Origin of the sequence: Shewanella sp. (assembly GCF_013214165.1) — a bacterium.
Taxonomy (GTDB): Bacteria; Pseudomonadota; Gammaproteobacteria; order Enterobacterales; family Shewanellaceae; genus Shewanella.
In genome coordinates this window covers 1-6,661 of the sequence record NZ_JABSSM010000133.1, presented here as the reverse complement: position 1 = coordinate 6,661, position 6,661 = coordinate 1, and the positions used below count along the sequence as shown (strand labels likewise).

At 46.4% G+C, this 6,661-nt stretch carries 15 protein-coding genes and 1 pseudogene; all 16 read left to right on the top strand.

Going from position 1 to position 6,661, the window contains the following annotated elements:
* The coding region (rpsJ, locus tag HRU42_RS20160; protein ID WP_295033769.1) for a 30S ribosomal protein S10 at positions 1–210 on the top strand (210 nt) is incomplete at its 5' end.
* A gap of 14 nt (positions 211–224) precedes the next feature.
* Positions 225–863 (top strand): 50S ribosomal protein L3, encoded by a 639-nt coding sequence (rplC, locus tag HRU42_RS20155; protein ID WP_295033768.1) that lies wholly within the window; start codon positions 225–227, stop codon positions 861–863.
* A gap of 16 nt (positions 864–879) precedes the next feature.
* Positions 880–1,485, top strand: a complete 606-nt coding sequence (gene rplD, locus HRU42_RS20150; protein WP_295033767.1) for a 50S ribosomal protein L4 — start codon at positions 880–882, stop codon at positions 1,483–1,485.
* Entirely contained in the window at positions 1,482–1,781 is a 300-nt protein-coding gene (rplW, locus tag HRU42_RS20145) for a 50S ribosomal protein L23 (protein ID WP_142873455.1), read from the top strand. Before rplD ends, rplW begins: the two co-directional genes overlap by 4 nt.
* Before the next feature lie 16 nt (positions 1,782–1,797).
* The gene (gene rplB / locus HRU42_RS20140) at positions 1,798–2,625 is read left to right on the top strand and encodes a 50S ribosomal protein L2 (protein WP_295033764.1); all 828 of its coding nucleotides are present in this window, start codon (positions 1,798–1,800) and stop codon (positions 2,623–2,625) included.
* Between the two features lie 11 nt (positions 2,626–2,636).
* Entirely contained in the window at positions 2,637–2,915 is a 279-nt protein-coding gene (gene rpsS, locus HRU42_RS20135; RefSeq protein ID WP_006083596.1) for a 30S ribosomal protein S19, read from the top strand.
* A gap of 15 nt (positions 2,916–2,930) precedes the next feature.
* Positions 2,931–3,263, top strand: coding sequence for a 50S ribosomal protein L22 (gene rplV / locus HRU42_RS20130; RefSeq protein WP_012144645.1), 333 nt, complete (start codon positions 2,931–2,933; stop codon positions 3,261–3,263).
* A gap of 9 nt (positions 3,264–3,272) precedes the next feature.
* Positions 3,273–3,962 (top strand): 30S ribosomal protein S3, encoded by a 690-nt coding sequence (gene rpsC, locus HRU42_RS20125; RefSeq protein WP_287945776.1) that lies wholly within the window; start codon positions 3,273–3,275, stop codon positions 3,960–3,962.
* Positions 3,963–3,973: 11 nt separating this feature from the next.
* A complete protein-coding gene (rplP, locus tag HRU42_RS20120) occupies positions 3,974–4,384 on the top strand; it encodes a 50S ribosomal protein L16 (protein WP_193633091.1) in 411 nt (136 codons plus the stop codon).
* Complete coding sequence (rpmC, locus tag HRU42_RS20115) at positions 4,384–4,575, top strand: 50S ribosomal protein L29 (RefSeq protein WP_005503550.1); 192 nt, start codon at positions 4,384–4,386, stop codon at positions 4,573–4,575. The genes rplP and rpmC overlap by 1 nt, the downstream gene beginning before the upstream one ends.
* On the top strand, positions 4,575–4,823 hold the full coding sequence (gene rpsQ / locus HRU42_RS20110; RefSeq protein ID WP_193633090.1) for a 30S ribosomal protein S17: 249 nt from the start codon (positions 4,575–4,577) through the stop codon (positions 4,821–4,823). The genes rpmC and rpsQ overlap by 1 nt, the downstream gene beginning before the upstream one ends.
* A gap of 177 nt (positions 4,824–5,000) precedes the next feature.
* Positions 5,001–5,369: a 50S ribosomal protein L14 gene (gene rplN / locus HRU42_RS20105; RefSeq protein WP_112351067.1), complete on the top strand. Its 369-nt coding sequence runs from the start codon at positions 5,001–5,003 to the stop codon at positions 5,367–5,369.
* Between the two features lie 11 nt (positions 5,370–5,380).
* Positions 5,381–5,695, top strand: coding sequence for a 50S ribosomal protein L24 (gene rplX, locus HRU42_RS20100; protein ID WP_005503646.1), 315 nt, complete (start codon positions 5,381–5,383; stop codon positions 5,693–5,695).
* A 12-nt stretch (positions 5,696–5,707) separates the two neighbouring features.
* Positions 5,708–6,247, top strand: coding sequence for a 50S ribosomal protein L5 (rplE, locus tag HRU42_RS20095; protein WP_295033756.1), 540 nt, complete (start codon positions 5,708–5,710; stop codon positions 6,245–6,247).
* A gap of 10 nt (positions 6,248–6,257) precedes the next feature.
* The gene (gene rpsN / locus HRU42_RS20090; RefSeq protein ID WP_144048505.1) at positions 6,258–6,563 is read left to right on the top strand and encodes a 30S ribosomal protein S14; all 306 of its coding nucleotides are present in this window, start codon (positions 6,258–6,260) and stop codon (positions 6,561–6,563) included.
* 24 nt (positions 6,564–6,587) lie between these two features.
* Positions 6,588–6,661: pseudogene (rpsH, locus tag HRU42_RS20085) on the top strand (30S ribosomal protein S8); the annotation flags it as partial.

Genomic DNA, 6,661 nt, shown 5'->3' with positions numbered 1-6,661 from the left:
CAGGTACGTGGTCCAATTCCACTACCAACGCGTAAAGAACGTTATACCATTTTGACTTCTCCACACGTTAACAAAGATGCGCGTGATCAGTACGAACTTCGTACTCACAAACGTCTAGTTGACATCGTTGAGCCAACAGAAAAGACTGTAGATGCGCTTATGCGTCTCGATCTTGCTGCCGGCGTCGACGTTCAAATTAGCTTGGGTTAATAGGGGATTTCGAGATGGCTATCGGTCTTATCGGTCGTAAAGTGGGTATGACTCGCATCTTCTGTGAAGATGGAGTCTCTGTCCCAGTTACAGTAATTGAAATCACGTCTAATCGCGTTACTCAGGTGAAAACCTTAGAAACTGACGGTTACCGTGCTCTTCAAGTTACTACTGGTACCAAAAAAGCTAATCGCATCACTAAACCAGAAGCAGGTCACTTTGCTAAGGCAGGCGTAGAAGCCGGTCGTGGTTTGTGGGAAGTGCGTTTGGCAGATGATGAAGGCGAAGGCATTGAAGTTGGTGCCGAGCTAAATGTTGATATCTTCGCTGACATAGCGAAAGTTGATGTTACTGGTCAATCTAAAGGTAAGGGCTTCCAAGGCGGTATTAAGCGTTGGAACTTCCATGCACAAGATATGACACATGGTAACTCACTGGCACATAGATCCAACGGTTCTATCGGTCAAAACCAAACACCTGGTCGCGTTTTCAAAGGTAAGAAAATGTCTGGCCACATGGGTGCAGAGCGTGTTACTACGCAGAATCTAGACGTTATTCGTGTAGATGCTGAACGTAACTTGCTATTGGTTAAGGGTGCTGTTCCGGGGGCTATTAATGGCAACCTGATCATCAAACCTGCCGTTAAAGCTTAGGTCTGAGGAGATAGTAATGGAATTGGTATTGAAAGACGCACAAAGTGCTCTGGAAGTTTCCGAAACTACCTTCGGCCGTGACTTTAATGAAGCACTGGTTCATCAGGTAGTTGTAGCATACGCTGCAAATGCGCGTCAGGGCACTCGTGCTCAGAAGACTCGCGCAGAAGTAATTGGTTCTGGCAAAAAGCCATGGCGCCAAAAAGGTACTGGCCGTGCACGTGCCGGTACTGTTAAAGGCCCAATCTGGCGTGGCGGTGGCGTAACATTCGCTGCTAAAACTCAAGATCATAGCCAAAAAGTTAACAAGAAGATGTATCGCGGAGCGCTGAAAAGCATTTTCTCTGAGTTGGTACGTCAAGACCGTCTTATCGTGGTTGAGTCATTTACTGTTGAAGCTCCTAAAACTAAAGAGCTGAAAGCTAAATTGGCCGCAATGAACCTGGAAGATGTGTTGATTGTTACTCCAGAAATTGACGAGAACTTGTTCTTGGCAGCTCGCAACTTGTACAAGGTTGACGTGCGTGACGTTGCTGGTATCGATCCAGTAAGTCTCATCGCATTCAACAAGGTACTAGTAACTGCCGATGCTGTTAAGCAAATCGAGGAGATGCTGGGATGATAAGCGAAGAACGTTTGCTAAAAGTTATTCTTGCACCACATATCTCTGAAAAGAGTACTGTTTGTGCAGAAAATAACAACACGGTAGTTTTCCGTGTAGCTGTTGACGCCACTAAAGCTGAAATTAAAGCTGCAGTCGCTAAGTTGTTCGAAGTTGAAGTTGATTCAGTTCGCACTCTAGTTAACAAAGGCAAAACCAAGCGTACCGGTGCCCGTATGGGTCGTCGTGTAGATTGGAAAAAAGCCTACGTAACTTTAGCTGAAGGTGCTGACATCGATTTCGTCGGCGCTGAGTAAGCAAAGGAGAATTATCATGGCAATTGTTAAGTGTAAGCCTACCTCTCCAGGTCGTCGCCACTTAGTAAAAGTGGTGAACAAGGACCTGCACAAGGGTAAACCTTTTGCAGCCTTGCTGGCTAAGAAATCTAAAAGTGGTGGCCGTAACAATACGGGTCGCATCACTGTTCGTCACATAGGTGGTGGACACAAGCAGCATTACCGTATTATTGATTTTAAACGCAATAAAGACGGTATCCCTGCAAAAGTTGAGCGTTTGGAATATGATCCAAACCGCACAGCTAACATCGCACTTGTTTTGTATGCTGATGGTGAGCGTCGTTATATCCTTGCTGCTAAAGGCATGCAAGCTGGTGATAAGATCCAGTCAGGTATCGATGCTGAAATCAAAGTGGGTAACACTTTGCCATTACGCAACATGCCAGTAGGTAGTGTTGTACACGCAGTCGAGATGAAGCCTGGTAAAGGTGCTCAGATCGCTCGTTCAGCAGGTACTTATGTACAAGTTGTAGCTCGTGATGGCGCCTACGCTACTCTACGTCTTCGCTCTGGCGAAATGCGTAAAGTACCAGTAGATTGTCGCGCGACTCTGGGTGAAGTTGGTAATGCCGAACACATGCTACGCCAGTTAGGTAAAGCAGGTGCTAACCGCTGGAGAGGCATACGCCCAACAGTGCGTGGTGTTGCAATGAACCCAGTAGATCATCCACATGGTGGTGGTGAAGGCCGTACTTCGGGTGGCCGTCATCCTGTATCTCCATGGGGTCAGCCTACTAAGGGTTATAAGACTCGTAGTAACAAACGCACCGACAAGTACATTGTACGTCGTCGCAATAAAAAGTAAGAGGATTCGCCATGCCACGTTCTCTCAAGAAAGGTCCATTCATTGACCTACACTTGCTGAAGAAGGTAGAGAAAGCGATGGAAGCGGGAGACAAGAAGCCTATTAAGACTTGGTCTCGTCGCTCTATGATCATACCTAACATGATAGGTTTGACCATCGCTGTCCATAATGGTCGTCAGCACGTACCTGTGTTCGTAACTGACGAAATGATCGGCCACAAGCTTGGTGAGTTTTCACCAACTCGCACTTATCGCGGCCATGCTGCTGATAAGAAAGCGAAGAAGCGTTAATACGGGAGGAATAAGATGGAAGTTTTAGCTAAACATCGTTTTGCCCGTACGTCGCCTCAAAAGTGTCGTTTGGTTGCAGATCAAATCCGTGGACTGCCTGTTGCTAAGGCTCTCGAAATTTTAACTTTCAGCCCTAAGAAAGCTGCAGTACTTGTTAAAAAAGTACTGGACTCTGCAATCGCTAATGCTGAGCACAATGAAGGTGCTGACATTGACGAATTACGAGTTGGAGCGATTATGATCGATGAAGGTCCAACTATGAAGCGTATCATGCCACGTGCCAAAGGCCGTGCAGATCGTATAATCAAGCGTACCAGCCACATCACTGTGGTTGTATCAGATCGCTAGGAGTTAGCAATGGGACAGAAAGTACATCCTAATGGTATCCGTCTGGGTATCACTAAGCCTTGGATCTCGACCTGGTACGCTGACAAGTCAGACTATGCCAAAAACTTGAACAGTGACTGGGAAGTGCGTAAGTTTCTAGAAAAGAAACTTAAGCAAGCATCAGTATCTAAGATAGTTATCGAGCGTCCAGCCAAGAGTGTTCGCGTGACTATTCACACTGCCCGTCCAGGTGTTGTGATTGGTAAGAAAGGCGAAGACGTTGAGAAGCTACGCAACGCAGTTGCTAAGCTAACTGGTATTCCAGCTCAGATTAACATCGCTGAGATCCGTAAGCCTGAGCTAGATGCTAAGCTTGTTGCCGATGGCATCGCTTCGCAGCTAGAGCGTCGTGTTATGTTCCGTCGTGCTATGAAGCGCGCAGTACAAAATGCAATGCGTCTTGGCGCTAAAGGTATCAAGGTTCAAGTTAGTGGCCGTTTAGGCGGAGCTGAGATAGCGCGTTATGAGTGGTATCGTGAAGGTCGCGTACCTCTACATACACTTCGTGCTGATATCGACTATTCAACAGCAGAAAGTCACACCCAATACGGTGTGATCGGCGTTAAAGTTTGGATCTTCAAAGGTGAAGTTCTAGACGGCGTTGTACCTGCGCATGAAGAGCCGAAACAGCAGCCCAAGCGTAAGCCTCGCGGTAAATAGGAGAGCTGGCAATGCTGCAACCAAAACGAACTAAGTTTCGCAAAATGTTCAAAGGCCGCAACCGTGGTCTAGCGAACGGCACTGAAGTTAGCTTCGGTGAATTCGGTCTAAAGGCTGTTGGACGTGGTCGTCTAACTGCTCGTCAAATCGAAGCTGCGCGTCGTGCTATGACACGTCACATTAAACGTCAAGGTCAGATCTGGATCCGCGTTTTCCCTGATAAACCTATCACCTCTAAGCCTCTCGAAGTGCGTATGGGTAAAGGTAAGGGTAACGTTGAATACTGGGTTTGCCAGATTCAACCAGGTAAGGTTCTTTATGAGATGGATGGTGTTTCAGAGGAGCTGGCTCGTGAAGCTTTCGCTCTTGCTGCCTCTAAGCTGCCTCTTAAGACGACCTTCGTAACTAAGTCGGTGATGTAATGAAAGCGAGCGAACTAACAGAAAAGAGCGTTGAAGAACTGAACGCTGAACTGCTTGGTCTGCTGCGTGAGCAGTTTAATCTGCGCATGCAACACGCAACTGGTCAGTTGACTCAGACTCATCAGCTGAAAATCGTGCGTCGCAATGTAGCGCGCGTTAAGACCATTATTACTTCTAAGGCGGGTGCGTAATGTCTGATCAAATCCGTACTTTGCAGGGTCGTGTACTTAGCAACAAGATGGACAAGTCCATCACTGTAGCTATTGAGCGTAAGGTTAAGCATCCTTTATACGGGAAGTACCTTAAGCGCACTACTAAGATCCATGCACACGACGAAACAAACCAGTGTAATGAAGGCGATTTCGTGACTATTCGCGAATGTCGTCCTCTGTCTAAGACTAAGTCTTGGACTCTGGTTGAAGTAGTGACAAAGGCCTAATTTATTTTAGGTTTAGTTAAACGGCTCCTGCTATAGGAGCCGTTTTATTTTAATACTATCTATTCCCAAAATCGGGTGGTATACTTGCGCGCCTTTTTAGACTAAATGTTAGTCGAAAAGTGGCGAAATAGTAGTCCCAATTAGGGATGTGAAGTAACGTTTAGCGGAGCATTTACAATGATCCAAATGCAATCTACTCTAGATGTAGCCTGTAATAGTGGCGCTCGTAGAGTTCAGTGTATTAAGGTCTTAGGTGGATCTCACCGTCGTTATGCCGGTATCGGCGACCTCATTAAGGTTTCTGTTAAAGAAGCTATTCCTCGCGGTAAAGCGAAGAAAGGTGATGTTTATACAGCGGTTGTGGTTCGTACTAAGAAAGGCGTTCGTCGTCCAGACGGTTCTGTCATTCGCTTCGATCGGAACGCAGCGGTTTTGCTTAACGCAAACAATGCACCGATTGGTACTCGTATCTTTGGCCCAGTGACGCGTGAATTGCGTAACGAACAATTTATGAAAATTGTTTCTCTGGCACCAGAAGTACTGTAAAGGAGCGTCAAATGGCAGCTAAAATCCGTCGTGAAGACGAAGTAATAGTACTAGCAGGTAAAGATAAAGGGAAACGTGCAAAAGTTTCTCAGGTTCTTACTACTGGTAAATTAATTGTTGAAGGCATCAATCTTGTCAAGAAGCATCAGAAGCCAAACCCACAACTGGGCGTGACTGGTGGTATTGTTGAGAAAGAAGCACCGATACAAGCATCAAACGTAGCGCTTTTCAACTCTGCCACTGGCAAAGCTGATCGCGTTGGTTTCCGATTTGAAGACGGCAAAAAAGTCCGTTTCTTTAAGTCGAACAGTGAACTCATTAAGTAATTGGAGTAAACGATGGCGAAACTGCATGATAAATATCAAGAGACTGTGAGTCCTGAACTTGTTAAAAAGTTTGGTTACTCCAGTGTCATGCAAGTCCCTCGGATTGAGAAAATCACCCTTAACATGGGTGTTGGCGAAGCAGTAGCAGATAAGAAGGTTATGGAGCATGCGCTTCGTGACATGACTGCTATCGCTGGTCAAAAGCCAGTAGTGACTGTTGCACGTAAGTCAGTGGCTGGTTTTAAAATCCGTGATGGCTACCCGATAGGCTGTAAGGTTACACTGCGCGGTGAGCGTATGTGGGAATTCTTAGAGCGTTTAGTTGAAATCGCAATCCCGCGTATCCGTGATTTCCGTGGCATGAGCACTAAGTCGTTTGACGGCCGTGGTAACTATGCGATGGGTGTACGTGAGCAGATTATCTTCCCGGAAATCGAGTACGATAAAATCGATAAAATCCGCGGCATGGATATTGTGATCACTACTTCAGCGAAGAATGACGAAGAAGGCCGAGCTCTGCTCGAAGGCTTCAACTTCCCATTCAAGAAATAAGGGTAGCGAAATGGCAAAAAGTTCAATGAAAGCACGTGAAGTAAAACGTGCCAAGCTCGTGGCTAAGTTCGCTGAAAAGCGTCAAGCTCTTAAGGCTATCATTAGCAGCCCGACTACATCTGATGAAGATCGTTGGGATGCAGTTCTTAAGTTGCAAGGTCTACCACGTGACTCTAGCGCTGCGCGTCAGCGTAATCGCTGTAGTCAAACTGGTCGCCCACATGGTTTCTTACGTAAATTCGGCCTTAGCCGTATCAAATTACGTGAAGCGACTATGCGCGGTGAAGTTCCTGGTCTACGCAAGGCCAGCTGGTAAGCACGTGTCACGGAGTAAGCTAATATGAGCATGCAAGATCCTATAGCGGATATGTTAACACGTATTCGTAATGGCCAAGCTGCTAACCACGTATCAGT

What these genes read in the sequence shown, in the direction of transcription:
- rpsC (WP_287945776.1), top strand. Translation starts at nt 3,273, where the DNA reads ATGGGACAGAAAGTACATCCTAATGGTATCCGTCTGGGTATCACTAAG.
- rpsQ (WP_193633090.1), top strand. Translation starts at nt 4,575, where the DNA reads ATGTCTGATCAAATCCGTACTTTGCAGGGTCGTGTACTTAGCAACAAG.
- rpmC (WP_005503550.1), top strand. Translation starts at nt 4,384, where the DNA reads ATGAAAGCGAGCGAACTAACAGAAAAGAGCGTTGAAGAACTGAACGCT.
- rplD (WP_295033767.1), top strand. Translation starts at nt 880, where the DNA reads ATGGAATTGGTATTGAAAGACGCACAAAGTGCTCTGGAAGTTTCCGAA.
- rplE (WP_295033756.1), top strand. Translation starts at nt 5,708, where the DNA reads ATGGCGAAACTGCATGATAAATATCAAGAGACTGTGAGTCCTGAACTT.
- rplP (WP_193633091.1), top strand. Translation starts at nt 3,974, where the DNA reads ATGCTGCAACCAAAACGAACTAAGTTTCGCAAAATGTTCAAAGGCCGC.
- rplB (WP_295033764.1), top strand. Translation starts at nt 1,798, where the DNA reads ATGGCAATTGTTAAGTGTAAGCCTACCTCTCCAGGTCGTCGCCACTTA.
- rplV (WP_012144645.1), top strand. Translation starts at nt 2,931, where the DNA reads ATGGAAGTTTTAGCTAAACATCGTTTTGCCCGTACGTCGCCTCAAAAG.
- rplX (WP_005503646.1), top strand. Translation starts at nt 5,381, where the DNA reads ATGGCAGCTAAAATCCGTCGTGAAGACGAAGTAATAGTACTAGCAGGT.
- rpsS (WP_006083596.1), top strand. Translation starts at nt 2,637, where the DNA reads ATGCCACGTTCTCTCAAGAAAGGTCCATTCATTGACCTACACTTGCTG.
- rplW (WP_142873455.1), top strand. Translation starts at nt 1,482, where the DNA reads ATGATAAGCGAAGAACGTTTGCTAAAAGTTATTCTTGCACCACATATC.
- rpsN (WP_144048505.1), top strand. Translation starts at nt 6,258, where the DNA reads ATGGCAAAAAGTTCAATGAAAGCACGTGAAGTAAAACGTGCCAAGCTC.
- rplC (WP_295033768.1), top strand. Translation starts at nt 225, where the DNA reads ATGGCTATCGGTCTTATCGGTCGTAAAGTGGGTATGACTCGCATCTTC.
- rplN (WP_112351067.1), top strand. Translation starts at nt 5,001, where the DNA reads ATGATCCAAATGCAATCTACTCTAGATGTAGCCTGTAATAGTGGCGCT.